This window comes from Paracoccus salsus (assembly GCF_021556615.1).
Lineage (GTDB): Bacteria > Pseudomonadota > Alphaproteobacteria > Rhodobacterales > Rhodobacteraceae > Paracoccus > Paracoccus salsus.
The window spans coordinates 640,970-664,723 of the sequence record NZ_JAKGGD010000001.1 but is presented as its reverse complement, the minus strand read 5'-3'; the positions used below and the strand labels follow the sequence as shown (position 1 = coordinate 664,723).

25 protein-coding genes are annotated in these 23,754 nt (G+C 65.6%); 21 read left to right on the top strand and 4 right to left on the bottom strand.

Annotated features, from left to right (window positions below; genetic code table 11):
* Positions 1-93: 93 nt before the first annotated feature.
* The 13 genes from L1965_RS03270 (at position 94) to L1965_RS03210 (ending at position 11,200) form a co-directional block, all read left to right on the top strand.
* Positions 94-570: a flagellar basal body-associated FliL family protein gene (locus L1965_RS03270; protein ID WP_235754957.1), complete on the top strand. Its 477-nt coding sequence runs from the start codon at positions 94-96 to the stop codon at positions 568-570.
* Complete coding sequence (locus L1965_RS03265; protein WP_235754956.1) at positions 567-917, top strand: hypothetical protein; 351 nt, start codon at positions 567-569, stop codon at positions 915-917. Before L1965_RS03270 ends, L1965_RS03265 begins: the two co-directional genes overlap by 4 nt.
* The gene (locus tag L1965_RS03260) at positions 910-1,452 is read left to right on the top strand and encodes a MotE family protein (protein ID WP_235754955.1); all 543 of its coding nucleotides are present in this window, start codon (positions 910-912) and stop codon (positions 1,450-1,452) included. Before L1965_RS03265 ends, L1965_RS03260 begins: the two co-directional genes overlap by 8 nt.
* A 12-nt stretch (positions 1,453-1,464) precedes the next feature.
* Positions 1,465-2,331, top strand: a complete 867-nt coding sequence (gene motA / locus L1965_RS03255) for a flagellar motor stator protein MotA (protein ID WP_235754954.1) — start codon at positions 1,465-1,467, stop codon at positions 2,329-2,331.
* Positions 2,331-2,609: a hypothetical protein gene (locus L1965_RS03250; RefSeq protein ID WP_235754953.1), complete on the top strand. Its 279-nt coding sequence runs from the start codon at positions 2,331-2,333 to the stop codon at positions 2,607-2,609. Before motA ends, L1965_RS03250 begins: the two co-directional genes overlap by 1 nt.
* A complete protein-coding gene (locus L1965_RS03245) occupies positions 2,606-4,705 on the top strand; it encodes a flagellar biosynthesis protein FlhA (RefSeq protein WP_235754952.1) in 2,100 nt (699 codons plus the stop codon). The genes L1965_RS03250 and L1965_RS03245 overlap by 4 nt, the downstream gene beginning before the upstream one ends.
* Entirely contained in the window at positions 4,702-5,463 is a 762-nt protein-coding gene (locus L1965_RS03240; RefSeq protein WP_235754951.1) for a flagellar biosynthetic protein FliR, read from the top strand. The genes L1965_RS03245 and L1965_RS03240 overlap by 4 nt, the downstream gene beginning before the upstream one ends.
* Positions 5,460-6,521 carry a flagellar type III secretion system protein FlhB gene (flhB, locus tag L1965_RS03235; protein ID WP_235754950.1) on the top strand — a complete coding sequence of 354 codons (1,062 nt, stop codon included), beginning with the start codon at positions 5,460-5,462 and terminating at the stop codon, positions 6,519-6,521. The genes L1965_RS03240 and flhB overlap by 4 nt, the downstream gene beginning before the upstream one ends.
* A complete protein-coding gene (locus L1965_RS03230; protein WP_235754949.1) occupies positions 6,515-6,886 on the top strand; it encodes a hypothetical protein in 372 nt (123 codons plus the stop codon). Before flhB ends, L1965_RS03230 begins: the two co-directional genes overlap by 7 nt.
* A gap of 159 nt (positions 6,887-7,045) precedes the next feature.
* Positions 7,046-8,065 (top strand): biotin synthase BioB, encoded by a 1,020-nt coding sequence (gene bioB, locus L1965_RS03225; RefSeq protein WP_235755002.1) that lies wholly within the window; start codon positions 7,046-7,048, stop codon positions 8,063-8,065.
* 65 nt (positions 8,066-8,130) lie between these two features.
* Positions 8,131-9,264 (top strand): 8-amino-7-oxononanoate synthase, encoded by a 1,134-nt coding sequence (locus L1965_RS03220; RefSeq protein ID WP_235754948.1) that lies wholly within the window; start codon positions 8,131-8,133, stop codon positions 9,262-9,264.
* Entirely contained in the window at positions 9,249-9,965 is a 717-nt protein-coding gene (bioD, locus tag L1965_RS03215; RefSeq protein ID WP_235754947.1) for an ATP-dependent dethiobiotin synthetase BioD, read from the top strand. The genes L1965_RS03220 and bioD overlap by 16 nt, the downstream gene beginning before the upstream one ends.
* Positions 9,962-11,200 carry an adenosylmethionine--8-amino-7-oxononanoate transaminase gene (locus L1965_RS03210; protein WP_235754946.1) on the top strand — a complete coding sequence of 413 codons (1,239 nt, stop codon included), beginning with the start codon at positions 9,962-9,964 and terminating at the stop codon, positions 11,198-11,200. Before bioD ends, L1965_RS03210 begins: the two co-directional genes overlap by 4 nt.
* Here the strand turns inward: L1965_RS03210 and L1965_RS03205 are convergent.
* Both L1965_RS03205 and leuD read right to left on the bottom strand, forming a co-directional pair.
* The gene (locus L1965_RS03205; protein ID WP_235754945.1) at positions 11,137-12,228 is read right to left on the bottom strand and encodes an endonuclease/exonuclease/phosphatase family protein; all 1,092 of its coding nucleotides are present in this window, start codon (positions 12,226-12,228) and stop codon (positions 11,137-11,139) included. The two genes, L1965_RS03210 and L1965_RS03205, sit on opposite strands and share 64 nt — an antisense overlap.
* Positions 12,219-12,824 (bottom strand): 3-isopropylmalate dehydratase small subunit, encoded by a 606-nt coding sequence (leuD, locus tag L1965_RS03200; protein WP_235754944.1) that lies wholly within the window; start codon positions 12,822-12,824, stop codon positions 12,219-12,221. Before leuD ends, L1965_RS03205 begins: the two co-directional genes overlap by 10 nt.
* Before the next feature lie 82 nt (positions 12,825-12,906).
* On the opposite strand from leuD, the gene L1965_RS03195 reads away from it, so the two are divergent.
* The gene (locus L1965_RS03195) at positions 12,907-13,461 is read left to right on the top strand and encodes a hypothetical protein (RefSeq protein WP_235754943.1); all 555 of its coding nucleotides are present in this window, start codon (positions 12,907-12,909) and stop codon (positions 13,459-13,461) included.
* A gap of 51 nt (positions 13,462-13,512) precedes the next feature.
* On the opposite strand, the gene leuC is transcribed toward L1965_RS03195, so the two are convergent.
* Positions 13,513-14,943 carry a 3-isopropylmalate dehydratase large subunit gene (gene leuC / locus L1965_RS03190; protein ID WP_235754942.1) on the bottom strand — a complete coding sequence of 477 codons (1,431 nt, stop codon included), beginning with the start codon at positions 14,941-14,943 and terminating at the stop codon, positions 13,513-13,515.
* Between the two features lie 258 nt (positions 14,944-15,201).
* Here leuC and L1965_RS03185 point away from each other — a divergent pair, with 258 nt between their 5' ends.
* The 7 genes from L1965_RS03185 (at position 15,202) to L1965_RS03155 (ending at position 22,355) form a co-directional block, all read left to right on the top strand.
* Positions 15,202-16,569, top strand: a complete 1,368-nt coding sequence (locus tag L1965_RS03185) for a mechanosensitive ion channel family protein (protein WP_235754941.1) — start codon at positions 15,202-15,204, stop codon at positions 16,567-16,569.
* 160 nt (positions 16,570-16,729) lie between these two features.
* Positions 16,730-17,068 carry a ribosome silencing factor gene (gene rsfS, locus L1965_RS03180; protein WP_235755001.1) on the top strand — a complete coding sequence of 113 codons (339 nt, stop codon included), beginning with the start codon at positions 16,730-16,732 and terminating at the stop codon, positions 17,066-17,068.
* A gap of 4 nt (positions 17,069-17,072) precedes the next feature.
* Positions 17,073-17,540, top strand: a complete 468-nt coding sequence (rlmH, locus tag L1965_RS03175) for a 23S rRNA (pseudouridine(1915)-N(3))-methyltransferase RlmH (RefSeq protein ID WP_235754940.1) — start codon at positions 17,073-17,075, stop codon at positions 17,538-17,540.
* 191 nt (positions 17,541-17,731) lie between these two features.
* A complete protein-coding gene (gpmI, locus tag L1965_RS03170) occupies positions 17,732-19,249 on the top strand; it encodes a 2,3-bisphosphoglycerate-independent phosphoglycerate mutase (protein ID WP_235754939.1) in 1,518 nt (505 codons plus the stop codon).
* Entirely contained in the window at positions 19,246-20,418 is a 1,173-nt protein-coding gene (locus L1965_RS03165) for a murein hydrolase activator EnvC family protein (RefSeq protein WP_235754938.1), read from the top strand. The genes gpmI and L1965_RS03165 overlap by 4 nt, the downstream gene beginning before the upstream one ends.
* A 25-nt stretch (positions 20,419-20,443) precedes the next feature.
* Positions 20,444-21,874, top strand: a complete 1,431-nt coding sequence (locus tag L1965_RS03160; protein ID WP_235754937.1) for a S41 family peptidase — start codon at positions 20,444-20,446, stop codon at positions 21,872-21,874.
* Positions 21,867-22,355 carry an RNA pyrophosphohydrolase gene (locus tag L1965_RS03155; RefSeq protein WP_235754936.1) on the top strand — a complete coding sequence of 163 codons (489 nt, stop codon included), beginning with the start codon at positions 21,867-21,869 and terminating at the stop codon, positions 22,353-22,355. Before L1965_RS03160 ends, L1965_RS03155 begins: the two co-directional genes overlap by 8 nt.
* An 89-nt stretch (positions 22,356-22,444) precedes the next feature.
* Here the strand turns inward: L1965_RS03155 and L1965_RS03150 are convergent, their stop codons facing one another.
* Entirely contained in the window at positions 22,445-23,698 is a 1,254-nt protein-coding gene (locus L1965_RS03150; protein WP_235754935.1) for a lytic murein transglycosylase, read from the bottom strand.
* Positions 23,699-23,754: the final 56 nt, after the last annotated feature.

Below are 23,754 nucleotides of genomic sequence, written 5' to 3'. Positions count from 1 at the left end.
CAGTTGTTCGTCAGGCCCTTGATGACATGGGTCATGTTAAGAATTGGTTAGTCGCAAGGTGCTAAATCCGTTTCATCACGACGGAGAATCACCATGTCCGAAGCTGTCGAAGCGCTGCCCGAGGAAACCCCGAGGAAGAAAGGCTTTCTGATCCCGATCGTGGCGACGGCCCTTCTGGGCGGCGCCGGATTCGCATCGACTTATATGGGCGTCTGGTCGCCTGCCGCGCTGATCTCGAAATCAGTTGACGATCACGGCGCCGACTCGGTGCCGACGGCCGTTTTCGTGGACGTACCGAGGTTCCAGATGACCATCCCTGGCGGCCGGGGTCGCAGTCTTGTCCTGTCGGCATCGATCGAGACCGATACGGAGTTCCACGCCGAGGTGGAACATCTCATGCCGCGCGTGTCGGATGCGTTCAACAGCTTCCTTTCAGGTATCGATCCTGCCGCCTACGACAAGCGCGGCGTGCTGGAAATCATCCGCGCCGAACTTGTGACGCGGACCCGCTATGTGCTGGGCGAAAAGCCCGTGAAGGACCTGTTGATCACGGAGTTTCTCATCAAATGACCATTGAAGACATGCTTCAGGCAGCGCTCGTCGTAGCCTCTGTTGGGCTGGCCGCGTTCTGCCTGCTGCTCGCCCGCCGCTTGCGCAGGCTGAACGATCTGGAATCCGGGCTGGGCGGCGCCATCGCCGTCATGGCGGCAGAGGTCGACCGGCTTGAGAAGGCAATTCGTGCGGCCCGGGCCGAGGCGACGGAAGCCAGCGAAAGCCTGGCCGATGAGATTGCTCATGCCCGCAAGGAACGCGCCTTGTGGGACCTGCGTCAGCGCATCGGCGAGGCCGCGATGCCGGAACCTCGCCAGACAACGCCGCGTCGCCTGCGCAAGCGGCCGGAGGCGGCCGATGCGTAGATCGCTTCTTCCGCTTCTGGCCAGCGTATTCGCGATTCCCGCGGCCGCGGCCCTTTGGCAATCGCAGGACGCGACTCGGATATTCGCCGCATTCGCCGAACCCAGCGGATTGCTGCAAGGCTGTGGTGATGTGCCCGAGGCAGTTGCTCTCGCGGAGGAGCTGCGTGACCGCGCCTTGCGGATCGAACGCTACATGGAAAGCGTGGACGCGCGGAAGGCCGCGCTGGTCGAGGCCGAACTGACGCTGCGCCAGCGACTCGCCGAGTTGAAGGCCAGGAAAGGCGGAATGCAATCCCGGCGTGATCTGGCAACCGAAGCAGTGCGCGAAGACATTGATCGCTTGGTTGCCGTCTACGACCAGATGAAGCCGGCCGAGGCCGCGGCCGTCCTGACCAATCTTCCCGCCGATTTTGCGGCCGAAATACTGATGCGCGTCCGTCCCGAGACCGGCGCGCGGATCATCGCCTCGGTCGAGCCCCGTCAGGCGGCGCTTCTGACCGCTCAGATGGGCGCGCGCAGCGTCCGAAAACAGTAAGGATCGATCGCTATGTTCGGCTTTGTAGGGATGTTCGTGACGGTCGCGATGGTGTTCGGCGGCTACACCCTGGCGGGCGGCAAGATGGGTGTGATCACCCATGCGCTGCCTTTTGAGATGATGATGATCATGGGTGCGGCCATCGGGTCGTACCTGCTGTCGAATGACAGCCATGTGCTGAAGGCGACACCCGGCGGCCTGAAGCGCGCCTTCAAGGTGCCCCACTGGACCGCACAGGATCACCAGGACGTCCTGTGCCTGATGTTCCAGTTGCTGAAGGTTTCCCGCGAAAACCCGGTCGCGCTGGAGCAGCATATCGAGAATCCGACGGAATCGGCCATTTTTACCGCCTATCCGCGCCTGCTGGCGGACCACAACGTCGTTTCTCTGATCGCCGACACGCTGCGCTCTGCAAGCCTGAATTATGACGATCCCTATCAGGTAGAGGAAATGCTGTCGCGTCGCATCGCCATCCTGCGCGAAGAGGAGATGCATGTCCCCCATGCGTTGCAAACCGTGGCGGATGCACTGCCTGCGCTTGGCATCGTTGCGGCGGTGCTGGGCGTGATCAAGACCATGAGTTCGATCGACCAGCCGCCCGAGGTCCTTGGAAAGATGATCGGCGGCGCACTGGTCGGAACCTTCCTTGGCGTGTTCCTTGCGTATGGGTTCGTGGCGCCCCTGGCGCACCGTCTTGGAAGCGTCATCAAGCATGATCTGGGCTTTTACGATGTGATCAAGTCGGTTCTGGTCGCGGGGCTGCACCAGCATGCCACCAATCTGTGCGTCGAGGTCGGTCGGCAATCCGTGCCCGAACATGTACGCCCCAGCTTCGACATGCTCGAGACCGCATTGCGCGATCTGAAGAAGGTGGCGTGATGCTGACGCCTGCTTTGTTCGCCCTGGCGGCAGGGGTGGGCGAGGCGGTGACGCCGTTGCCCGCCGACATCGCCGCATATGCCGAAGAGGCTACGGGCTGGCTTCTGGAGGGCGAAACGCTGCCTCGCGACTATCGCATCCGCCTGTTGCGGATGCAGCCCTCGGCACGGCTGCAAGCGATCGTGTTTCTCAGGCGGATCGGACTTCTCACCGCCGATCCCTGGACCCTTGAAGACATCCTGAAGCCCGCGGCAGACACACAGGAGCAGGACAAATGAAAGCTGTTGGCGCCGTCAGTTCCAAGTCCCACCGGCTTCTTGACGCGCCGCTTCTGGTCACCGGCGTACTTGTCCTGATCGTCATTTCGCTGGTCATCCCGCTGCCGCCCGGACTGCTGGATTTCGGTTTCGCGCTGTCGATCGCCACGGCGACGCTGGTCCTGGTGATGGCGTCGCTGGTCGAGAAGCCCACCGACTTTCAGGCTTTCCCTGTGCTGCTGCTGGTCAGCCTCGTCATCCGGCTTTCGCTCAACGTGTCCTCGACACGGTTGATACTGACCGAGGGGCACACCGGCCCTGACGCAGCCGGGCAGGTCATCAACGGCTTTGCGGCCTTCGTCGCCGGTGGCTCGCTGCTGGTCGGGCTGACGGTCTTCGCCGTCATCTCGGTCGTGAACTTCATGGTCATCACCAAGGGGTCAGGCCGTATGGCCGAGGTCGCCGCGCGCTTTGCGCTGGACTCGCTGCCCGGCAAGCAACTGGCCATCGATGGTGACCTGAACGCAGGCGCGATCGATCACCAGGAGGCCAAGCGCCGCCGTATCCAGGAGCAGCGCGAGATCAGCTTCTTTGGCTCGCTGGATGGCGCGGCGAAATTCGTCAAGGGCGACGCTGTCGCTGGCATTGTCATCACGCTGATCAACCTGACCATCGGCCTGACCGTCGGAATCGTCGTCCATGGCATGAGCGCGTCGGCGGCGATCGGGACTTATTCGCACCTGACCATCGGCGACGGGCTGGTAAGCCAGATCCCGGCGCTGATCACCTCGATGGCTGCGGCGTTGTTGCTGTCGCGGGGCGGCGCCACGGACACGACCGCGCAGCTGATCTCGCATCAGTTCGTGAAAAGCTGGCAGCCCGCCGCGGTCGTTGCGGCAACGATGTTGCTGATGTCCTTTGTGCCCGGCATGCCACGGCTGTTGTTCGTCGCGCTGGCGGCGGCGATGGCCGGTGGCGCGCTTTACCTCGGCAGGCGCCAGGCGCGCGAAGCGGATATGCACGAACTGCCGGAGGTGGACGAGGCCGCCGCCCGTCCAGCGAGCCGGATCGGCGACGTCCTGGACACCGACGATATCAACGTCGAGATCGGTTCGGACCTGATCGTGATCGCGCTTGATCAGGCCCGCGGACTTGGCAGCAGGATCACCAATCTGCGCGTTCACATTGCCCGCGGCTATGGGCTGATCCTGCCGGATGTGCGGATCACGGATACCGACGATCTGCAGCCCGGCGACTACCAGATCAGGGTTCATGGCGTCGTACGAGGCAGGGGAAGCCTGCGGCCGGGCGAGGTTCTGGCGCTTGGCCCCGATCGCCTGCTGGAACAGTTGAACGGGTCCAGCGTGAACGAGCCGGTCTATTCAAGCCCGGCGCGCTGGATCTCGCGCGACGATCAGGACGACGCCGCCACGATGGGCGCCACGGTTGTCACCCCTATGGAGGTGCTCTCGACACATCTGATGGAGGTCGTGAAATCAAACCTCTCATCGCTGTTGACCCTTGGGGCGATGCAGCGCCAGATCGAGGAACTCAAGACATTGTCCGATCCCGCGCGCGCGGAACGAAACCGCCGCTACCTGGACAGCATGATCCCCGAGAAGGTCAGCCCCGAGACATTGCTTGCCATCTTGCGTGCCTTGCTGGACGAGCGTCTTTCGATCCGCAACATGCCGCTGATCATCGATGCGATCTTCGAATTCCGATCGGTCGAATCGATCGAGACCATCTACGAGCTTGTTCGCAAGAGACTGCGCGGGCAGATCACGCAGCAATATTCCGACGAGTCCGGCCGGGTTGCCGCATTGCAATTGCATCCCGCATGGGAGGCGGAATTCGTTCGCGCCGATGCCGAAACTGGCCGCAGCGGCAGTGGCGCCATGACGCCAGCGCTGTCGCAAAAGCTGCTGACTGCCACGCGCAGCGCCCTTGCGACCTCTCGCGCGGGGGCGCAGACGGTCATTGTCGCGCCGGACCATCGGCGCCGGATGATTCGTGCCGTGCTTGGTTCGAACGGCATGTCCGTGCCGGTGCTCGGTCTGGAAGAGGTCGACCCGGCCGCCGATCTGCAACTTGTCGGCACGATCGAGGCCGCATGACGATCTGGCAGCAGATCGCACAATGGATCCCCGGTCTCGATTGGGGACTGGTGCTGGTCTATGTGCGGGTGCAGGCGTGTCTGATGATCCTGCCGGGGCTGGGCGAACGGCTGATCCCGGTCCGCGTCCGCGTCGGCGCCGCCATGGTCGTTTCGCCTCTGCTGGCGGGGCTTGTCGCCCGCGTCCCCGAGCCTGACGGGCCGCTGACGCTGTTGGCGCAGGTCGCGACAGAGATGATCATCGGCCTTGTCGCCGGCGGCCTGCTGAGGTTGCTGGCGCTCGCGCTGGATATCGCGACCACCGCCATCGCCGCCACCGCCTCGCTGTCCCAGATCATCGGGGTCCAGAACGAGGCCGCACCCCACCCGGTAGGCAACCTTCTGCATCTGGGCGGCATGGCCGTGTTGATGGCACTGGGCTTGCCAATCATGCTGGTGCGCCTGCTGGCCGACAGTTTCACGATCTGGCCGCCTGCCGCATGGCCCTCGATCGATGCGCTGGCGCCCGTCGCGATCGGTGTGGTTGCCCACAGCTTTGCCCTCGCGATGATGCTTGCCGCGCCATTCACCCTGGGCGGGTTTCTGTTCCAGGCCCTCTCGGGCGTCATCAATCGGGTCATGCCGGCATTGCCGGTGGTCTTCATCGGGGCGCCCGCTTCGATTCTTCTGGCTCTTGTGGCGCTGGCATTCCTTAGCCCGCTGCTGATCGGCATCTGGGCGGACGCCGTTCTCAGCTTTACGTTGCCGAGGTCGGAATGAGCGAAGAGAATGACGAAAAGCCCTTCGAGCCGACCGAACAGAAGCTGAGAAAGGCGCGCGACAAGGGCGATGTTCCCCGATCGACCGAGTTGAACGTGGCGGCCATGTATATCGGGGCCTGGCTGGCGTTCGCCATCGGCGCGGGCTTCGCAGTCAGGCAATGGCTGTCGATGGCCAGCCGCGCGATCGGCTCGGACGGGTGGCCTCTGGGCGGTACCTATGCGTTGGCATCTTCGATCGGGCACCATGCCAGCATCGCGTTGGTCATCCTGGCGATCGTTCCCTGCGTGACCATCCTGGTGGGACTGATTGTGCAGCGTGGACTTGTCTTCGCGCCGCAGAAACTGGCCTTCGATTTCAAACGCATCAATCCCCTGAAGAATGCCGGGCAGAAATTCGGCATATCGGGGCTGATGACGTTCGCGATCTCGTTCGGCAAGGCGGCGCTGGTATGCGTGGGCGGCTGGTATCTTTTCGCGGCGTTCCTGGACAGGCTGGCCAGCAGCGCGATGACCGGCAATCGCTGGGTGACCGGACTGCCACTCTTGCTGGGGCAGGTGATGCTGATGGCCATCGCGATTTCGCTGATCTTCGCAGGGCTCGACATCTTGTGGAAATGGCATGACCATCGCCGCAAGAACCGGATGACCCGCAAGGAGATGGAGGACGAGCACAAGGACGCCGAGGGTGACCCACATCTGAAGGCCGCGCGCCGGCAGCGGGCTGTCGACATCGCGATGAAGCAGATGCTGGCGGAGGTTGCAAAGGCGGATGTCGTGATCGTCAACCCGACCCATTACGCGGTGGCGCTGGAGTGGAAACGCGGCAGCGGGCGCGCACCTGTCTGCCTGGCAAAGGGAACCGACGAAGTCGCTGCCAGAATTCGTCAGAGGGCGCGCGACAACAAGGTGCCGATCTGGTCCGATCCGCCCTGCGCCCGCGCCATTCACGCAAGCGTCGATATAGGGCAGGAAATCAGGCGCGACCAATTCGCAGCCGTGGCCGCCGCCATCCGCTTTGCCGAAAAGATGCGCGAGAAGGCGCGCGCGGGATGGTAGATCAGATCGCGAAACTGGCCGCGCTGGAACGGATCGCCCGTCTGAAGGCCGAACTGGAACTGAAAAAGCTCGCCGCCTTCAATACCCATATGGCAGCCGCCCGCCAGCGCCGTCTGGCGATGCAGGCGGCGCTGGATCAAAGCTATCGCTGCGTCGCGCCGCTGAGCGTGTCCGAGGCGCGGATCGCCAACGCGCAAGCTGGCCGGGCAGCGCGCGAGTTGCGCCGTGCCGATCAGGACCTGGTGCGGATGACCCCGCGCTATGAGGCTGCGCGTCAGGAAGCGGCACGCGAATTCGGCCGGGCCCAAGCCTTGCTGGGCCTTGTGGACCGCCAGCGTCGCGCGTCCGAAAAGATCAGGTTCTGAATCGACGGCCGGAATGCCGTCTCGATGCCGGTGGATGCGCGAGGCTTTGCGTTCGCGGATTAGACAGCGCCCGCACAAGCTGATACTGAACGCCGCAGCCAGCCGAGGAGGACGCAGATGCACGAGACCAGCCAGGGCATCAACGCAAGTGAAAGCCGGATGATCTGGGACGGGCCGGCAGCACGCGCGATCTTCGACCTGCCGTTCATGGACCTGTTGTATCGGGCGCAGACGGTCCACCGTCGCCATTTCGATCCGAACCGCGTCCAGATGAGTCGTTTGCTGTCGATCAAGACCGGGGGCTGTCCCGAGGATTGTACCTATTGCAGCCAGTCGGCCCGCTACGATTCCGGCCTGTCAGCGTCGAAGTTGATGGAGGTCGAGAGGGTAATCGCAGAGGCGAAGCGGGCTCGCGATGCGGGCGCGACCCGCTATTGCATGGGCGCCGCATGGCGCAGCCCCAAGCCGCGCGACATGCCGCAGATCGTGGCCATGATCGAAGGCGTGAAAGCCTTGGGGCTGGAAACCTGCATGACGCTGGGGATGCTTGACGGCGATCAGGCCCGGACGCTGAAAAAAGCTGGACTGGATTACTATAATCACAACATCGACACATCCGAGGCGCATTATTCGAATGTGATCACGACGCGGAGCTTCGCGGACCGGCTCGACACTCTGGCGCATGTGCGTGACAGCGGGATCAAGGTGTGTTCGGGCGGCATACTGGGTCTGGGCGAAGGGTCGCAGGACCGGATCGACATGCTGGTGACGCTGGCGAACCTGCCCCAGCCGCCCGAAAGCGTGCCGATCAACATGCTGATCCCGGTCGAGGGAACGCCCCTGGAAGATGCCGCGCCGATCGACCCGATCGAGTTCGTGAGAGTCGTCGCGACTGCCCGGATCATGATGCCGGAAAGCCATGTCCGACTGTCCGCCGGTCGCACCGGAATGTCGGACGAGATGCAGGCGCTGTGCTTCTTTGCCGGTGCGAATTCGATCTTCGTGGGCGATACGCTGCTGACGAAGGAAAACCCCGACGAAGATCAGGACATGCGGCTGTTCGCCAGGCTGGGCCTGTCACCGATGGTGGCGCACGAGCATGCGCGAGAACCGGATCCGGACGAGGCGCGTCGCGCGATGGTGCTGGCTGCGGACCCCGCGATTCCGGTGCTTCGCTGACGCAAGCCGGGGATGGCGCGCCCCGGCCCTCGAGGATGTTTTCGCGCGAAGGAAGGGGTCGCGGCTTGGATCGGCTGGCCATCTATCGACGGCAACTGGGCGATCTGGCGCGACATTCGCGGCTTCGAACGCTGGTCCCGCGCGCCGGGGTCGATTTTTCATCGAATGATTACATCGGGCTGGCGGGCTGCCATAGACTGGCCGACGCGGTCCGGTCGGCCCTCGACGCAGGCGTGCCGACCGGGGCGGCGGGTTCCAGATTGCTGCGCGGGCATTGCGAGGCGCAGGCGGCGTTCGAGACGAAGGCGGCGCGATTTTTCGGGGCAGAGACCGCACTGGGATTCGGCGGCGGATATGTCGCGAACTTCGCTGTGATCACAACGCTGCCTCAGCACGGCGATCTGCTGCTGATGGACGAATTGTCCCATGCCAGCACCCATGAAGGTGCGCGCGCAGGGCGGGCCGAGATGCAGCGGTTCCGGCATGGCGATGTGGGCCATGCGGCCGACCTGATCGCGTCATGGCGGCGCGCCGGCCACACCGGCGCGGTGTGGATCGCGATCGAGAGTCTTTACAGCATGGACGGCGACCTCGCGCCGCTGGATGAACTGGCGACGCTGGCGGACGAGCACGGTTTCCTGATCGTGGATGAAGCCCACGCCACGGGTGTCCACGGTCCAGAGGGCCGCGGGCTTGCTCATCGGCTGGAAGGCCGTGAAAACGTGCTGACACTGCACACGCTGGGGAAGGCGCTGGGGGGATCCGGGGCGCTGGTCTGCGCCGCCGCCTGTCTGACCGAGTTCATGATAAATCGTTGCCGCCCTTTCATTTTCGCCACCGCGCCCTCGCCCCTGATGGCGGCGGCGGGCAGCGAGGCGCTTGATATCCTGCGCGACGAGCCGTGGCGGCGTGATCAACTACGGTCCCATGTCGAGATATTCGGGGCCGAGTTGGCGCGGCGCTTGCCGCGCCTGTCCACAAGCGGCAGCCAGATCGTGCCACTGATCGTCGGACCGGATGCTGAAACCATGGAACTGGCCGCGCGCATCCAGGGCAGGGGCTTCGATGTCAGGGGAATACGGCCTCCGACCGTGCCAGAAGGAACCTCGCGGCTGCGGGTTTCGCTGACGCTGAATGCCTCCCGTGAGGATGTGGTGCGCCTGGCCGAAACGCTGGAGGAGTTGTGGCCAGATTTGTGATTACAGGAACGGGAACCGATATCGGCAAGACGGTCTTCGCGGCCGGCCTGTGTGGGCTTGTCGGGGCCGATTACTGGAAGCCGGTGCAGTCAGGCCTGGCGGGAAACACTCCGAATCCGGGGCGCACCGGGCATCTACCGGACGTGCACAACGCGGATACGGGGCGTCCACACGCTGCGCGCGTTGCGCCGCAACACCTGCCCCGGCCCGATACGGATGCGGCGGAAATCGCGCGTCTGTCCGGGGCGCGGCTCCACCCCGAGGCGTGGCTGCTGCGCGAACCGCTGTCGCCGCATCGCGCCGCCGAACTTGAGGGAATCGAGATCGATCCCGGCGCGCTGACGCCGCCCGATGCCGATCGCCTGGTGATCGAGGGCGCGGGCGGCGTTCTGGTGCCGGTCACCCGACATGTGCTGTTTGCGGATCTCTTTGCCGAATGGCAGATACCGGTGGTTCTGGTCGCCTCGACCGGGCTGGGCACGATCAGTCACAGCCTGACCGCGCTGGAGAGCCTGCGGGCGCGCAGCGTGCCGGTCCACGGTGTCGCCTTCGTCGGCGAAGAAAACGAGGATAACATGGCCACCATCGGCCAGCTTGGCGCGGTCAAGGTTCTGGGCAGGCTGCCGCGGCTGGCACCGCTGGAGCGCGCGACGCTGGCCGCCGCGATGCGGGACAATTTCGACCCCGAGGATTTCCGATGAGCGCCGTCTGGCATCCATTCACGCAGCACGCCATCGAACCGGCGCCGCCGGTGATCGCAAGAACCGAAGGGGCGTATCTGGAAACGGCCGACGGTCGGCGCATCCTGGACGGGATATCAAGCTGGTGGGTGGTCACGCATGGCCACCGTCGGCCCGAGATCCTGTCCGCCATCGAGGAGACGGCAGGGCGGCTGGATCAGGTCATCTTCGCCGGCTTGACCCATGCGCCGGGCGAGGAACTGGCCGAGGCGCTGGTCGACATGGCGCCTCATGGGCTGACCCGGGTCTTCTACAGCGACAGCGGGTCGACCGCAGTCGAGGTCGCGCTGAAGATGGCGTTGGGATACTGGCGGCACGAGGGCGACGGGCGGCACCGGATCGCGGTGATCGAGGACAGCTATCACGGCGACACCATCGGCACGATGAGCATGGGCGAGCGGGGCGTCTTCAACGCAGCCTATGATCCGCTGATGTTTGCAGTGGACCGACTGCCGTTTCCGCACGGCGACGGGGCGGCCACGTTGACCGCGTTCGAGGATCTGGCGGCAAGCGGGCAGATGGCGGCGCTGATCCTCGAACCCCTGGTTCTGGGTGCGGGCGGAATGCGGATCTATTCGCCGCAGGTGCTGACCGGGCTGCGCCGCATCTGCGACCGGCATGACGTGCTGATGATCGCCGACGAGGTGATGACGGGCTGGGGTCGGACGGGTCGGCTGTGGGCCTGTGATCATGCCGGGATCGCGCCCGATATCCTGTGCACCAGCAAGGGGTTGACCGGCGGGGTGGTGCCGCTGGCGGCGACACTGGCGAGCGAGAGGATCTTCCGGGCCCACTATTCGGAGGACCGCCGGCGCACATTCTACCATTCCTCGAGCTACACGGCGAATCCGATCGCCTGCGCGGCGGCACTGGCCCAGGTCAGGCTTTGGCGGGCAAGCCCGATGCAGACGCGGCTGGACGCGCTGTCGGCCATGCAGGCCGAACGCCTGGCGGGGTTCGCGGACGATCCGCGGTTCGAGAACCTGCGCCAGTGCGGCACCATCGCTGCAATGGATCTGAAGGTCCGCGATGCGGGCTATCTGGCCGAGACCGGGCCGAGGATGCGGGCGCATTTTCTGGCCAGCGGGGTGCTGCTGCGGCCCTTGGGGAACACCGTGTATGTGCTGCCGCCTTATTGCGTGACCGCCGATGATCTGGATCTGGCCTGGTCCGCCATTGCCGCGTTCGACGGCTGAAGCTCGAGATCGACCCAGACGAGGCGATGGTCCGACGCCGCCTGAACCGCCGGTGCCAGCGGATCGTCGGGCGAGGGCCAGATGACGCCGCCGGCGGTGACCGTCAGCGCCCTTGCCGGGAGGATATAGTCGACGCGCAGATTGCCGGGCCCGTCATCGTCGAAATCGGCGGTATCCAGCGCAGGGTCGCCCTTGTGGCGGGAATTCGCACCGGCTTGCGGTGGTTGCCACGCGCCGCGCGGCTCCGGGTCCTGGGCCATGCCAAGCAGGGCGTGCAGGGCCTCGGGCCGACCCTCGCCGTCGATCAGGTCGAGGTTGAAATTGCCGATCAGGACAAAGGGTGCGTCGGGCAGGTGGCCCAGCCAGAAGGCGGCCTCGTCATGGTTGCGGCGGCCGTTGCGGTCTTCGGGTCCGTCAAAGACCGGCGGCGTGGCGGCCCAGGCCAGCAGATGCAGCGTTCCGTCGGGCGTCTCGACCGGGACGTCCCAATGCGCCGTCGAGGACAGGCGCTGGATCGCCGCGAGCTCGGGCGCGGTGTCGGGGGGCATCAGAGTGCCCGGCAGGTCGCGCCACAGCGCGCCGGTATGGTCGGTGACGGCGCCAAGCGGCAGCCGCGACAGCACCGCCATGGCGTTCTGGCCGGTGAACTGGCCCCAGCCCTGGGCGTCGTCGGCCGTGCCCAGACGGCCGTCGCCGTTCAGGTCGAGCCCGGTCGCCATGCCGCTGTTGGGGCGGGACGTGAAGCTGTGGGACAGGTCGAGGCCGGCTTTGCGCAGCGTTCCGGAAAAGCTTTCCAAGGCTCGGCCGTCATGATCCCAGTCGATTCCGGTCAGCAGGATCACATCCGGCCGGGCGGCGGCGATGACCTGCGCGGCGGCCAGAACCTGCGGGTCCTCGCGACCGATGTCACGCAACAGGAGGCCCGGTCCGTTGCGCGTCAGGCCGGGGTCCCATGTGGCGATACGGATCGGATCGGCCGCCGCCGGCGCGGCCAGAAGGCAGAAGAGCGCGGTGGTCCTCAGACCCAAGGCCGGGCCTGCGCCATCTGATCCTCGTAGGCGTCGATCGCCGGCGCCTTTTCCATTGTCAGGCCGATATCGTCCAGCCCGTTCAGCAGGCAATGCTTGCGGAACGAGTCGATCTGGAAGCGGAATTCGTGCCCGTCGGCGCTGCTGACGGTCTGGTTTTCCAGATCGACGGTCATGCGGGCATTGGCGCCTTTGCGCGCGTCTTCCATCAGCATGTCGACGGCGTCCTGCGGCAGGGTGATCGGCAGGATGCCGTTCTTGAAGCAGTTGTTGAAGAAGATATCGGCGAAACTGGTCGAGATCACGCAGCGGATGCCGAAATCCAGCAGCGCCCACGGCGCATGCTCGCGCGAGGAGCCGCAGCCGAAATTGTCGCCCGCGATCAGGATCTGCGCGTCGCGGTAGGCGGGCTGGTTCAGGACGAAATCCGCAATCTCGTTGCCTTCGCGATCGTAGCGCATCTCGTCGAACAGGCTCACGCCCAGCCCCGACCGCTTGATCGTCTTCAGGAACTGCTTGGGGATGATCATGTCGGTGTCGATATTGACCAGCGGCATGGGCGCCGCGATGCCGGTGAGTGTGGTGAACTTGTCCATGTTTGTCCTTGGTTGATCGGGGCTGGCCTGCCGCGCGGGCTGGCTGCTAGGGTGACGCTGTTGCGGGTAATCGGATATGTGCATGAGTTTGCTGAGTTGTGTATCCGGGATGTGGCAGCCCGGCATCGGCGATCCGGGCGCGACCGGCTGGCTGACGGTGCTGGCCTATCTTCTGTGCTGCGTGCTGGCCGTGCAGGTCTGGCGCAGGCTGAAAGGGCAGCGCGGCCGGGTATTCTGGGGGCTGGTCGCGCTGTTGATGCTGTTCCTGGCGGTCAACAAGCAACTGGACCTGCAAAGCGCGATCACGGCGCTGGGGCGCTGCATGGCGCAGGCGCAGGGTTGGTACGACAATCGATTCGCCGTTCAGCTGGCCTTCATTGCGATTCTGCTGATGGTCATGCTGGCGGGATTGGCGATCGGGCTGAATTCGCTTGGCGGGCGTCTGCGGCACAGCGGTGTCGCACTGGCCGGGCTGTCGATCCTGTGCGCCTTCGTTGCGGTCCGCGCGGTCGGGTTCCACGGAATGGACGCGCTGATCGGCCTCCGGCATCTTGGCGTCAGCACCAACTACCTGTTCGAAAACGCGGGCCTGTTGCTGATCGCGCTGAACGCGATCTGGCTGCTGCGACGCCGCTGAGGCTGCGCCGCGATCACCGGTCATCACTGGCCAGAAGGCGGGCATCGCGCCCTACACCGCTTCGGTCGTCAATTCGCGCACATCGGTCAGTCGGCCCGTCACCCCAGCCGCCGCCGCCATCGCGGGCGACATCAGATGGGTCCGGCCCTTGTAGCCCTGGCGGCCCTCGAAATTGCGGTTCGAGGTTGCGGCGCAACGCTCGCCCGGCGCCAACTGGTCGGGGTTCATGCCCAGACACATCGAGCAGCCGGCCAGACGCCATTCAAAGCCTGCATCGATGAAGATCTGGTCCAGACCCTCTTCCTCGGCTTGCGCGCGGACCAGGCCCGAGCCGGGCACGACCATGCCGCGCACGCCCTCGGCCAGCCTGCGGCCCCTGACCACCTCGGCTGCGGCCCGCAGATCCTCGATCCGGCCGTTGGTGCACGAGCCGATGAACACCGCATCGATGGCGATGTCGGTCAGCTTGGTGCCGGCGGTCAGGCCCATATAGTCGAGTGACCGGCGCGCGGCATCCACCTTGCCGCCGCTGAAATCCTCGGGCGCGGGGACGGAAGCGGTGATCGGCAGCGCGTCTTCGGGGCTGGTGCCCCACGTGACGGTCGGCGCGATATCCTCGGCCCGGATGGTGACGATCTTGTCCCACTGCGCGTCGGGATCGCTGAACAGGGTCCTCCACCAGGAGACCGCGGCCTCCCACTGGGCGCCCTTGGGCGCATGGGCGCGGCCCTTGACATAGTTGAAGGTCGTTTCGTCCGGCGCGATCAGGCCCGCGCGGGCGCCGCCCTCGATCGCCATGTTGCAGATCGTCATCCGGCCTTCCATCGAGAGGTTGCGGATCGCCTCGCCGCAATATTCGATGACATGGCCGGTGCCGCCCGCCGTGCCGGTTTCCGCGATGATCCGCAGGACGACGTCCTTTGCGGTCACGCCGGGCGCGAGGCGGCCGGTGATCTCCACCTTCATGTTCCTGGATTTCGACTGGATCAGCGTCTGCGTGGCCAGCACATGTTCGACCTCGGACGTGCCGATGCCGTGGGCCAGCGCGCCGAAGGCGCCATGCGTCGCGGTGTGGCTGTCCCCGCAGACGACGGTCATGCCCGGCAGCGTCCAGCCCTGTTCCGGACCCACGATATGGACGATCCCCTGGCGGATGTCGTTGACCGGATAGTAGTTGACCCCGAATTCGCGGGCATTGCGGTCCAGCGCATCGACCTGGATGCGCGATTCCTCGTTCTTGATGCCCGTTGCGCGGTCCAGCGTGGTGGGCACGTTGTGATCGGGCACGGCGATCGTGCGTTCGGGGGCGCGGACCTTGCGACCGGTCATCCTCAGCCCCTCGAAAGCCTGCGGGCTGGTCACCTCGTGGACCAGATGCCGGTCGATATAGATAAGGCACGTGCCGTCGTCCTGACGATCGACGACATGGGTGTCCCAGATCTTGTCATAGAGGGTCCGCGGCGCGGGAGCGGGATCGGTCATGGCTGTGGCTTTCGGCTGTGATGCGGTCAGTATGGGGGCTGCGGGCGCGGTGGATCAACCGCCCATCGGTCAGCCGCGCGCCGTCACGCAGAGCGTCTCGCCGAAAAAGCGCGAGGGCAGCCGCGCACGGTCATGGATGTCGAAATAGATGAACCCGGACATGGCGCTCTTTTAAGGGCGTTTTGGCCCTGACGCAACATCGCCGGGGCTTGCCCGGCCGACTGCGTCGGTTATGTAGTCCCGCGAGGAGGAGCCCGCATGGAAGCACTGAATCCCGAGGTTGTCGATGCCGCGCAGACGCTGTGGTATCGCATCTCGCTGTTCGTGGACATGCTGCTGATCCCGTCGAGGATGTATCAGGTGCCCGCCATTGCCGGGCTTGTCCTGCTGGCATGGCTGATCGCGCGGCTGGTGTCGCCGCGTCTGACACATTGGCTGCGGACGCGCGCGAACTGGCCGAAATGGCGGCTGCGGCTTGGGCTTCTGGTCGACCGGCGGCTGACGCTGATCGTGTTCACGATCCTGGCATGGGCGGTGGTGCTGGTAATGCGTGAGGTTACCTATTCCTTCCGCAGCCAGCTGATCGAGCTGTCGGCCACCATCGCAAGCGCCTGGCTCGGCATCTTCTTCCTGATGCGGGTCATCGCGAACCGTTTTCTGCGCCGGATCGCCAGTTGGGCAGCGTGGATCTGGGTTACGCTGCATCTTCTGTCGCTGACCAAGCCCGCCGCGGCTTTCCTTGACAGCCTCGCCATCGTTCTTGGCGAGTTCCGGCTGTCGGCACTGACCGTCATCAAGGCGCTGGCGATCACCGGGCTGATGATCGCCGGCGCGCGTGCTCTGTCACGGGTGATCTCTGGCCGGCTGGCCATGAACAACGACATCTCGCCCAGCATGCGGGTCCTGACGGCGAAACTGCTGCAGGTCCTGCTGTTCAGCCTGGCCATCATCGTCGGGATGAAGGCCGTGGGTTTCGATCTGACCGGTCTGGCGGTGTTCTCTGGCGCGGTCGGCGTGGGGCTGGGATTCGGCTTGCAGAAGGTTGTGTCGAACCTGGTCTCAGGGGTCATCATCCTGCTGGACAAGTCCATCAAGCCGGGCGACGTGATAAGCCTCGGCGAAACCTTCGGCTGGATCGACGAACTGGGCGCGCGCTATGTCAGCGTGGTCACCCGCGATGGCAAGAATTACCTGATCCCGAACGAGGACCTGGTGACTGGCCAGGTGGTGAACTGGTCGCATACCAACAACTTCGTGCGGCTGGACGTGAAATTCGGCGCCTCTTATGCCGACGAGCCGCACGAGGTCAGCCGCATCGCCATCAACGCCACCCTGTCGGTCAAGCGCGTTCTTGCCCATCGCACGCCGGTGTGCTGGGTGACCGGCTTCGGCGACAGTTCGGTCGATTACGTGCTGCGCTTCTGGATCGGCGATTCTGAGGGTGGGCTGACCAATGTCCGTGGACAAGTCTATCTGGCGCTTTGGGATGCGTTCAAGGAACATGGTGTCACGATCCCCTTCCCGCAGCGCGAGGTTCGGGTCCTGAACGAAGCGATCACGCTGGCTCAGGGCGCGGTCCGGTCCGGTCCTCGCCGGCCCGGTCCCGAAGTCGTGAGCGATGATTGAGATGGGCCGAAAAGATGCTATCTTGGGAATACCCCTGCGCCGGGGGCGATCGGCGCACTGACCGGAGGATATAACCCTGTCACAAGACGCTTCTTCGGCCGGACGGCCGGCTGCGACCGCCGCGGGCGATCAGGAAGGCGCCGAACAGCGTCTCGCCCGCATCCTGTCCTCGCTGGAAGACGACAAGGCCGAGGACATCGTGACGATCGACCTTCGCGGGCGCTCGGCCATGGCCGATCACATGGTGATCGCATCGGGCCGCAGCGCGCGCCAGGTGAGCTCCATCGCCGAAAAGCTGGCCGAACGGGTCAAGCAGGCGACCGGCCGCACCCCTCGGATCGAAGGCAAGGAGACCGGAGACTGGGTGCTGGTCGATACCGACGACGTGATCGTTCACGTCTTCCGCCCCGAGGTCCGCGATTTCTACCAGCTGGAAAAGATGTGGATGCCCGCCGACGCGCTGAGCCGCACGCGCGAGGCTGTCCGGCCCCTCCACTGACCGGATGCGGATCGACATTGCCGCCGTGGGGCGGCTGAAGAAGGGCCCCGAGGCGGCGATGGTCGCCGGCTATCTCGAGCGTTTCGCCCGGACCGGCCGTCGCCTGGGACTTCCCCCGGTCGGCATGGTCGAGGTCGAGGACCGTCGCGCCAGCGGAATGGTCGCCGAGGCCGAGATGCTGGCGCGCGCGATTCCCGCAGCCTCGGCGGTGGTGATGCTGGACGAGCGTGGCGAACAGCCATGCTCGGCCGAATTCGCCGCCCGGCTGGCCGGGTTTCGCGATTCGGCCCGCGACCTGTGCTTCGTGATCGGCGGCGCTGACGGCCTGGAACCGGCATTTCGTGCGCGCGCGGACTGGCAGATCAGCTTTGGGCGCATGGTCTGGCCCCATATGCTGGTCCGGGTCATGCTGGCCGAACAGCTATATCGCGCGGCAACGATTCTGGCAGGCAGCCCCTATCACCGCGCCTGAAAGACAGCCGAGGCCACGCGAAGGGCGGCTGTCCGCCCCGGCCTTGCGCCGGGGTAGCGGCGGGCGAGGACCACGATGTCCGCGCAGGCATTCGGCACATGCCCAGGGGATTCGGGGGGTGGTTCCCGGCTTCCGCGGTTGTCGCATCGCGCGTCGCGGCGTAACAAGGCGCAAATCAAGGCGAGGCCCAGATGACAAGACCCGTGATCCTTTGCATTCTCGACGGCTGGGGCATTTCGGACCGGCCCGAGCAAAGTGCGCCCGATCAGGCCGCAACGCCCAATTTTGACCGGCTGATGCGGGATTGCCCGCATGCCACGCTGACCACGTTCGGTCCGGATGTCGGTCTGCCATCGGGGCAGATGGGCAACTCCGAGGTCGGGCATACCAATATCGGCGCCGGACGGGTCGTGGCGATGGATCTTGGGCAGATCGACCTGGCCATCGAGGATGGCAGCTTCTTTCGCAACGAGGCGCTGGCGGCATTCGTCGCCCGGCTGAAGGACAGCGGCGGCACCGCGCATCTGATGGGCGTTGTGTCCGGTGGCGGGGTGCATGGTCATGTCCGTCATGTGCTGGCCGCCGCGAAGGCCGTGTCGGACGCCGGCGTGCCGGTGGTCGTTCACGCGATCACCGACGGCCGCGACGTGCCGCCGCAATCGGCCAAGGGGTTCGTCGCCGAACTGCAAGGCAGCCTGCCCGAGGGGTGCCGGATCGGAACCGTGATCGGGCGTTATTTCGCGATGGATCGTGACCGGCGCTGGGACCGGGTGGAACGTGCGTTCGGCGCGATCGTCGCCGGGCGGGGCGAAGCCGCCCCCAGCGCCGAGGAGGCGGTCGCCACGGCCTATGCGCGCGGCGAGACGGACGAGTTCATCCAGCCCTTCGTGATCGACGGCTACAACGGCGCGCTGGACGGCGATGCCGTGTTCTGCCTGAATTTCCGCGCCGATCGCGCGCGCGAGATACTGTCGGCGCTGGCCGATCCCGACTTTGCAGAATTCGACGTCGGCGACCGACCCGAATGGGCCGCGATGCTGGGCATGGTGGACTACAGCGAGCGTCACAATGATTTCATGACCAGCGCCTATCCCAAGAAACAGGTGGTCAACACGTTGGGGGCGTGGGTCGCGGCCAAGGGACTGCGGCAGTTCCGGCTGGCCGAGACCGAAAAATACCCGCATGTGACGTTCTTTCTCAACGGCGGCAAGGAAACGCCAGAGCCGGGCGAGGACCGCCACATGCCCCAAAGCCCCAAGGTCGCGACCTATGATCTGGCGCCCGAGATGGCTGCCGGCGAGGTGACCGATGCGCTGGTCGATGCGATCGGCAAGCGCTATGACCTGATCGTGGTCAACTACGCCAATCCCGACATGGTCGGCCATACCGGCAGTCTCGAGGCCGCCAAGCGCGCCTGTGCCGTGGTCGATGCAGGGCTTGGCCGCATGCTTGAGGCGCTGGACCGGGTCGGCGGCGCCGCCGTCGTCATCGCCGATCACGGCAATTGCGAGACGATGATCGACCCGGACAGCGGCGGGCCGCATACCGCGCACACCACCAATCCGGTCCCGGTGATCGTCTATAACGGCCCGTCCGACGCCAGGCTGCGCGACGGTCGTCTGGCCGATATCGCGCCGACCGTGCTGGACCTGATGGGCCTCGACAAACCCGCCGAGATGACCGGCGAAAGCCTGATCGAGGCCGCATGAAACACGCCTCTGTGCTTGCTGCCGCCACCTTCGTGGCCCTGCTGGGCTGGTGCTCGGCTTCGGCTGCGGTCACCCCGGCGAACCAGGCGGTGGCCGAGGCTCAGGACGCCGCCGCGCAGTTGCGCAGGTCGATGGAAAAGCTGGCCGAGGCTGTCAGCGCGGACGATCAGGTGACGGCCTTGACCGAGGTGATCCGCGGTTATGAGCAGGGCCTGGCCGCTCTGCGCGAGGGGCTGCGGCAGGCCAGCGCGCGCGAGGCCGAGCTGCACGATCGTTTCGAGGCCGAAAGAGCGCGGCTGGCCGGCGTGCTGGGCGCGATGAGCGCGTTGCGGCAATCGCCCGAGACCACGCTGCTTCTGCATCCCGCGGGTGCGCTGGCCAACACGCGGACCGGGATGATCCTTTCGGACGTGACGCCGGGCCTGCGCGCCGAGGCAGAACGGCTGCAGGACGATCTGGACGAGATCTCGACCGTGCGTGCGCTGCAGTCGGCGGCCGCCGACATGCTGGGGTCTGGACTGGCCTCGGTGCAAGAGGCGCGACGCCTGCTGGCCAGCGCCGTGACCGACCGCTCGACCATGCCGGTGCGGTTCGGCGAGGCACCCGAGGAATTGCAGGCACTACGCGACGCCGCCCAGAGCCTGGAAGACTTCGCCGGCGGCATCGACCGGATGGAAACCGATATCGGACCGCCGATGGATGATTTCGAGGGCGCGCAGGGAAGTCTTCCCTTGCCCGTGGTGGGCACGGTGCTGCGGCCCTATGACGAACAAGATGCCGCGGGTGTCAGGCGGCCGGGCTGGGTGATCGCGACCGCGCCTGCCGCGCTGGTCACGATCCCGTGGCCCGCCACCATCCGCTATCGCGGCCCGCTGCTTGATTACGGCAATGTGATGATCGCCGAGCCCGCGCGCGGCTATCTTCTGATATTCGCGGGCATGGCGCAGCTGTTCGGTGAAGTCGGCGATGTGTTGCAGGCGGGGGACCCGGTCGGGCTGATGGGCGGCTCGGAGGCGCCTGCGCAGGAATTCGGGGCGCAGTTTGTCGCCCACGCCGCGCGTGGCGGGGATGCAGGTCGCACCGAGACACTGTATCTGGAGCTGCGCAAGGACAAGGAAACGCTGGACCCGGCCGATTGGTTCGTGCTGAATCCGATCGTCGAGCCCTAACAGGACTGAGGCAGGAGAGGCCGTCATGAAACATTATCTGATCGCAGGGTTTGGTGGCGTGCTGGCTGGCGCGCTGTTCACCACCCAGATCGCCGGCCCGCTGGTCGCGCAGGAGGCGGGAAAGAACGCCTCGGTCTACGAGCAACTCGAGCTGTTTGGAAACGTGTTCGAGCGGGTCCGCTCGGACTATGTCGAGGCGCCCGAGGACAAGAAGCTGATCGAGGCCGCGATCAACGGCATGCTGACCTCGCTTGACCCGCACAGCTCTTTCCTGGCGGCCAGCGACTATGAGGACATGCAGACCCAGACCCGCGGCAGCTTTGGCGGGCTGGGGATCGAGGTCAGCCAGGAAGATGGGCTGGTCAAGGTCGTCTCGCCCATAGACGAGACGCCAGCCGCGCTGGCGGGGGTCGAATCGGGCGATTTCATCACCCATGTGAACGGCGAATCGTTGATGGGGCTGACGCTGGACGACGCGGTCGAGATGATGCGTGGGCCGGTCGGGTCCGAAATCACCGTGACGATCCTGCGCGTCGGCGAGAAGGAGCCGTTCGATCTGACCATGACCCGCGACACGATCAAGCTGACGGTGGTCAAGACCCGGATCGAGGGACGATCGGTCGTGCTGCGCGTCTCGACCTTCAACGACGAGACCTATGACACGCTGAAGGCCGAACTGAACAAGGCGGTGAAGCAGGCGGGCGGCATCGACAAGGTGACCGGCTTCGTGCTGGACCTGCGCAACAATCCCGGCGGGCTGCTGAACCAGGCGATCAGCGTCAGCGATGCCTTCCTCGACGCCGGCGAGATCGTCAGCACGCGCGGCCGCAAGGCCGAGGAAAGCGAGCGCTGGAATGCCGAACCAGGCGATCTGGCGCAAGGCAAGCCGATGGTCGTGCTGATCAATGGCGGTTCGGCCAGCGCGTCCGAAATCGTCACCGGCGCCTTGCAGGACCACCGCCGCGCCATCGTCGTGGGCGAGAAATCCTTTGGCAAGGGCAGCGTCCAGACCGTGATGCCGGTCACCTCGGACAGCGCGATCCGGCTGACCACAGCGCGCTACTACACGCCCTCGGGCCGCTCGATCCAGTCGCTGGGGATCCAGCCCGATATCCTTGTCGCGCAACCGCCGCGGCCCGCCGCGACCGAAGAGGACGGGGACGAACCCCGCAGCCAGTCGAATTTCGGCCGGTCCGAGGCGGATCTGCGCGGCGCGCTGAACAATGATTCGGTCAGTGAGGACGAGAAGGATCAGATGCGGCAAGAGGCTGACGAGGTCGAGGCCACGGCGAAGCTGCGCGAAGAGGATTATCAGCTGGCCTACGCGGTCGATATCCTCAAGGGGCTGGCCGCTGTCGATTTCGAGGCGGACCAGGTGCGCAAGTCAGCAAAGCCGGCCAACACCGGAGAAGGCTCTGGTGGCCAGGACGCCGGCGCCGCGAACGGGAATGGCTGAGAATAGGCGCGGCCCGGCGGGCCTGCCTTACCGACCCTGCGCGGGCGTCGTGCTGATCAATCACGAGGGGCTGGTCTTTGCGGGCCAGCGCCTGGACCGGCCTGATGCGTGGCAGATGCCGCAGGGCGGGATCGACGAGGGCGAGTCGCCGCGACAGGCGGCGCTGCGCGAGCTGGTCGAGGAAACCGGGGTGGGCACCGACAAGGTCGAGGTGCTGGAGGAAGCTCAGGACTGGGTCTTCTACGACCTGCCGCCCGATCTGCTGGGCAAGGTCTGGAAGGGCCGCTATGGCGGCCAGCGGCAGAAATGGGTGCTGATGCGGTTCACCGGACAGGACGACGATGTCTGCATCCAGACCGACCATCCGGAGTTCGACCGCTGGTGCTGGATGCGCGCCGACCAGTTGCTGGACAGCATCGTGCCGTTCAAGCGCGATGTCTATAAGCAGGTCATCGACGCATTTCGCCACCGCCTGGCGTGACCGGCGCAACGGGCTGGCGGTTTTCCAAGCGACGGGACATGCATGAAAAAGGCGGCCGATGGGCCGCCTTTCGCGTCTTTCGGGGCGGTTCAGCGCCGCAACTGGCCCAGCAGGATCGAGGTGGGGTAGCCGTCGGGCGTGGTGCCGATCGAACGCTGATAGGCGGCCACGGCCTCCATAGTGCCCGATCCGAACAGGCCGTCGATCTCTCCGTCATAGTAACCCTTGGCGCGCAGGCGTTGCTGGATCTCTTGCCGTTCCGAGGTGGACAGCGGCCGGTCGTTACGCGGCCACGCGCCCTGTATCCCGGCGCGGCCCGCGATCCGTTCGGCCAGGAAGGCGACGCCAAGTGCGTAATTGTCCGAGTTGTTGTAGCGGAGCAGCGAGCGGAAATTGTCGAGGATCAGGAAGGCCGGGCCGCGTGCGCCGGCCGGCATGATGATCGAGCCCGAGCCGCCCGGCAGCGCGCCGCCGCCGAAGCTTCTCACGCCCATCGAACCCCAATCGGACCGGCGTGTGCCCTTGCCGATCAGCCCCATGTTGAAGTTCGCGGGCAGCTGGACCTCGGCTCCCCAGGGCTGACCCCGCTGCCAGCCGTTGCGCGCCAGATAGGCCCCGGTCGATGCCAGCGCGTCGGTCGGATCCTCGGACCAGATATCGCGGCGACCGTCGCCGGTGAAATCGACCGCATATTGCAGATACGAGGTCGGCATGAACTGCGTATGCCCCATCGCCCCCGCCCACGATCCCAGCATGCCTTCGGGGGCGACATCGCCCGCCTGAATGATCTTCAGCGCCGCGATCAGCTGGTTCTGGAACATCTCGCCGCGGCGACCGTCATAGGCCAGCGTCGCCAGCGACGGGATGATCTGCATCTTGCCGCGATTGGCGCCGAAATTCGATTCCATGCCCCACACGGCCAGCACGATCTCGCGCGGGACGCCATAGCGCCCCTCGATGGCCGACAGCGTGCGCGAAAGCTGCGCAGATTTCTCGCGGCCGGTGCCGATGCGGGCGTCCGACACGGCGCTGTCCAGATACAGCCAGACCGGGCGCGAGAATTCCGCCTGCTTGCGGTCCAGCCGGATCACGTCGGGGTTGTAGCGCGCGATCCGCATGGCGCGGTCATAGGTGTCGGACGAAATGCCTGACGACAGGGCGCGCGGTCGGAAGGATTGCACGAAGCGTTGAAGCCCGGCCTCGTCGCCGGGTGACGCTGCGGGGATCGCGGCCGGAGTGACGGCGGCTGCGCCGGCCGCGCCTGGTGTGCGGTTCATCGGCGTGGCGCAGGATGCCAGCGCGCCGATCAGCGCGGTGGACAGAATGATGCGGGTTGGATTCATCGTGTGTTCGCCTGTTCGTGACTGCTGCTCTTCTTGTTGTGAGGCAGTCTAGCAGC

What these genes read in the sequence shown, in the direction of transcription:
- gpmI (WP_235754939.1), top strand. Translation starts at nt 17,732, where the DNA reads ATGACAAGACCCGTGATCCTTTGCATTCTCGACGGCTGGGGCATTTCG.
- L1965_RS03155 (WP_235754936.1), top strand. Translation starts at nt 21,867, where the DNA reads ATGGCTGAGAATAGGCGCGGCCCGGCGGGCCTGCCTTACCGACCCTGC.
- L1965_RS03260 (WP_235754955.1), top strand. Translation starts at nt 910, where the DNA reads ATGCGTAGATCGCTTCTTCCGCTTCTGGCCAGCGTATTCGCGATTCCC.
- L1965_RS03250 (WP_235754953.1), top strand. Translation starts at nt 2,331, where the DNA reads ATGCTGACGCCTGCTTTGTTCGCCCTGGCGGCAGGGGTGGGCGAGGCG.
- L1965_RS03245 (WP_235754952.1), top strand. Translation starts at nt 2,606, where the DNA reads ATGAAAGCTGTTGGCGCCGTCAGTTCCAAGTCCCACCGGCTTCTTGAC.
- flhB (WP_235754950.1), top strand. Translation starts at nt 5,460, where the DNA reads ATGAGCGAAGAGAATGACGAAAAGCCCTTCGAGCCGACCGAACAGAAG.
- L1965_RS03150 (WP_235754935.1), bottom strand. Translation starts at nt 23,698, where the DNA reads ATGAATCCAACCCGCATCATTCTGTCCACCGCGCTGATCGGCGCGCTG.
- L1965_RS03165 (WP_235754938.1), top strand. Translation starts at nt 19,246, where the DNA reads ATGAAACACGCCTCTGTGCTTGCTGCCGCCACCTTCGTGGCCCTGCTG.
- L1965_RS03195 (WP_235754943.1), top strand. Translation starts at nt 12,907, where the DNA reads ATGAGTTTGCTGAGTTGTGTATCCGGGATGTGGCAGCCCGGCATCGGC.
- leuC (WP_235754942.1), bottom strand. Translation starts at nt 14,943, where the DNA reads ATGACCGATCCCGCTCCCGCGCCGCGGACCCTCTATGACAAGATCTGG.
- motA (WP_235754954.1), top strand. Translation starts at nt 1,465, where the DNA reads ATGTTCGGCTTTGTAGGGATGTTCGTGACGGTCGCGATGGTGTTCGGC.
- bioB (WP_235755002.1), top strand. Translation starts at nt 7,046, where the DNA reads ATGATCTGGGACGGGCCGGCAGCACGCGCGATCTTCGACCTGCCGTTC.
- L1965_RS03230 (WP_235754949.1), top strand. Translation starts at nt 6,515, where the DNA reads ATGGTAGATCAGATCGCGAAACTGGCCGCGCTGGAACGGATCGCCCGT.
- L1965_RS03185 (WP_235754941.1), top strand. Translation starts at nt 15,202, where the DNA reads ATGGAAGCACTGAATCCCGAGGTTGTCGATGCCGCGCAGACGCTGTGG.
- rlmH (WP_235754940.1), top strand. Translation starts at nt 17,073, where the DNA reads ATGCGGATCGACATTGCCGCCGTGGGGCGGCTGAAGAAGGGCCCCGAG.
- L1965_RS03240 (WP_235754951.1), top strand. Translation starts at nt 4,702, where the DNA reads ATGACGATCTGGCAGCAGATCGCACAATGGATCCCCGGTCTCGATTGG.
- leuD (WP_235754944.1), bottom strand. Translation starts at nt 12,824, where the DNA reads ATGGACAAGTTCACCACACTCACCGGCATCGCGGCGCCCATGCCGCTG.
- L1965_RS03265 (WP_235754956.1), top strand. Translation starts at nt 567, where the DNA reads ATGACCATTGAAGACATGCTTCAGGCAGCGCTCGTCGTAGCCTCTGTT.
- L1965_RS03160 (WP_235754937.1), top strand. Translation starts at nt 20,444, where the DNA reads ATGAAACATTATCTGATCGCAGGGTTTGGTGGCGTGCTGGCTGGCGCG.
- L1965_RS03270 (WP_235754957.1), top strand. Translation starts at nt 94, where the DNA reads ATGTCCGAAGCTGTCGAAGCGCTGCCCGAGGAAACCCCGAGGAAGAAA.
- L1965_RS03210 (WP_235754946.1), top strand. Translation starts at nt 9,962, where the DNA reads ATGAGCGCCGTCTGGCATCCATTCACGCAGCACGCCATCGAACCGGCG.